The organism is Acinetobacter sp. GWC1_38_13 (genome assembly GCF_001767535.1).
Lineage (GTDB): Bacteria > Pseudomonadota > Gammaproteobacteria > Pseudomonadales > Moraxellaceae > Acinetobacter > Acinetobacter junii.
This window is the reverse complement of record NZ_MELG01000085.1, coordinates 20,226-21,781: the sequence shown is the minus strand read 5'-3', so window position 1 is coordinate 21,781 and position 1,556 is coordinate 20,226. Positions and strand designations below refer to the sequence as shown.

The window sequence follows — 1,556 nt, the reverse complement described above, 5'->3', positions numbered from 1 at the left end:
GGGGTCTCACCGCAAGAATGCTCGTTTCATTATTCCAATACGGTTTAGGCTATCAAAAAAAATGGCCATTTCTAGTTAATCCACCTAATTTTGGTCTAGCTAAGTTTTAATTTCACTTTGAAAAGTAGAGTTTTAAAAAATGATGTACAAATATAAAGAATTTACTCCTAAAGCGCTTCAACAACCTTGGGATGGTTGGGTTGCACCGACAGCAACTGTGATTGGTCAGGTCGAATTAGGGCGTGAAGTGAGTGTTTGGTTTGGTGCTGTCGTTAGAGCAGATAACTGTTTAATTCGAATCGGTAATTACTCGAATGTTCAAGAGAACGCTGTTTTGCATACAGATGCTGGTATTGAATTGAATATTGGTGAATACGTTACGATTGGCCATCAGGCGATGTTACATGGATGTACCATCGGTGATAATTCTTTAATTGGTATTAATGCGGTGATTCTAAATAATGCTGTGATTGGTAAGAATTGTATTATTGGTGCGAACGCTTTAATTCCAGAAGGTAAAGTGATCCCTGATAATTCTGTCGTAATGGGTTCACCTGGTAAAATAGTTAAAACTGTAGATGATGAAGGTGCGGTTAAACTACGAATGAGTGCCTTACATTATGCCGAGCATTTTAAAAACTTCCTAAATTTAGAAGCGTTTAATTTCTAAAACACATTAGATTAATTGATATGAACTCAGCCAAGTGAATGCTTGGCTTTTTTGTATCCATAAAAATAGAACAGCTCGCCTATGATGTCTGAGTGGAGTATGATACTCGACGTTTTTCATCTCTTTTATACCAAGGTTTTTGCATGAAGTTGCTTGCATTGGAAACTGCAAATGAGCAGTGTTCAGTTTCACTAATTGATGACACACAAGAACTCTATTTTCAGTTGGATGAGCGAACAAAGGCACAAACTCAAACCATTTTGCCTTTAACAGAGCAGGCTTTAATTCAGACTCAGACACAACTTTCTGATTTAACAGCAATTGCATTTAGCCGAGGTCCTGGTTCTTTTAGTGGTGTCCGCATCAATGCTGCAGTTGCACAAGCTTTAGCATGGTCGCATGATTTGCCAGTTATACCTGTTTCCACTTTACAAGCTTTAGCTCAAGCAGCATATCGATTAACGGGTTTGAAACAAGTTTCTGCTGTTTTAGATGCACGAATGCAAGAAGTGTACATTGCGAATTACAGCTTAGATCAGTTTGGTATTATGCAAGCAATCGATGAAGAAAAACTATTAGCTTATGAGCGTGCTAGTGAATACTGTAAGTTTACACCAATTGGTTCAGGTTCAACTCTCATAGAATTTATGCAAGAAGATGAATCTAAAACCTTAAATCAAACTGTTGCTGATATCAAAGCAACTGCGCACGATATCGCAACCATCGCACGAGTTTATGCAACTCAACAAAAATGGGTTGATGCAGAACATGCCTTGCCAGTTTATTTACGTGATGATGCGTGGAAAAAAATTGCTGATCAGGGTAAACCAAATTAAGGTGAGTTATGGATCTTTTATTGCTATTTAAAGCAGCCATAATGGGATTG

2 protein-coding genes are annotated in these 1,556 nt (G+C 37.9%); both read left to right on the top strand.

Translation table 11 applies throughout. The annotated features are described in order from the left end of the window. The first annotated feature begins 139 nt into the window (after window positions 1-139). Entirely contained in the window at window positions 140-670 is a 531-nt protein-coding gene (locus tag A2003_RS09035) for a gamma carbonic anhydrase family protein (protein ID WP_099948139.1), read from the top strand. Window positions 671-813: 143 nt separating this feature from the next. Further along, window positions 814-1,506 carry a tRNA (adenosine(37)-N6)-threonylcarbamoyltransferase complex dimerization subunit type 1 TsaB gene (tsaB, locus tag A2003_RS09030; RefSeq protein WP_004960577.1) on the top strand — a complete coding sequence of 231 codons (693 nt, stop codon included), beginning with the start codon at window positions 814-816 and terminating at the stop codon, window positions 1,504-1,506. Window positions 1,507-1,556: the final 50 nt, after the last annotated feature.

What these genes read in the sequence shown, in the direction of transcription:
- tsaB (WP_004960577.1), top strand. Translation starts at nt 814, where the DNA reads ATGAAGTTGCTTGCATTGGAAACTGCAAATGAGCAGTGTTCAGTTTCA.
- A2003_RS09035 (WP_099948139.1), top strand. Translation starts at nt 140, where the DNA reads ATGATGTACAAATATAAAGAATTTACTCCTAAAGCGCTTCAACAACCT.